The organism is Nitrosomonas supralitoralis (assembly GCF_003011925.2).
Taxonomy (GTDB): domain Bacteria; phylum Pseudomonadota; class Gammaproteobacteria; order Burkholderiales; family Nitrosomonadaceae; genus Nitrosomonas; species Nitrosomonas supralitoralis.
Genome location: NZ_PXXU01000239.1, coordinates 1 through 201, shown reverse-complemented (window position 1 = coordinate 201; position 201 = coordinate 1). Strand labels below are relative to the sequence as shown.

The 201-nt window shown below is 47.3% G+C and carries 1 protein-coding gene; it reads right to left on the bottom strand.

What is annotated here, in order from left to right:
* A partial coding sequence (locus C7H79_RS18610; protein ID WP_206781781.1) for a hypothetical protein occupies positions 1–201 on the bottom strand: 201 nt, incomplete at both ends.

Here is a 201-nt window from a genome sequence, read left to right as displayed (position 1 = left end):
GGCCATGCGCTTAAAACCAAACAGCTTCTTAAGCACTGGATCATGGCGTGTGATTTCTACATGTTCAAACCGATTGGCACCACACCATATGGATAGCATGAACTGCAGAATCAACTGGTGCGGCGCATAACCTCGATTACTCCCAGGCTGTGGTAAGTCACATGATTCAACTGCGCTGGAAAAACCTATGCGATCTAACAG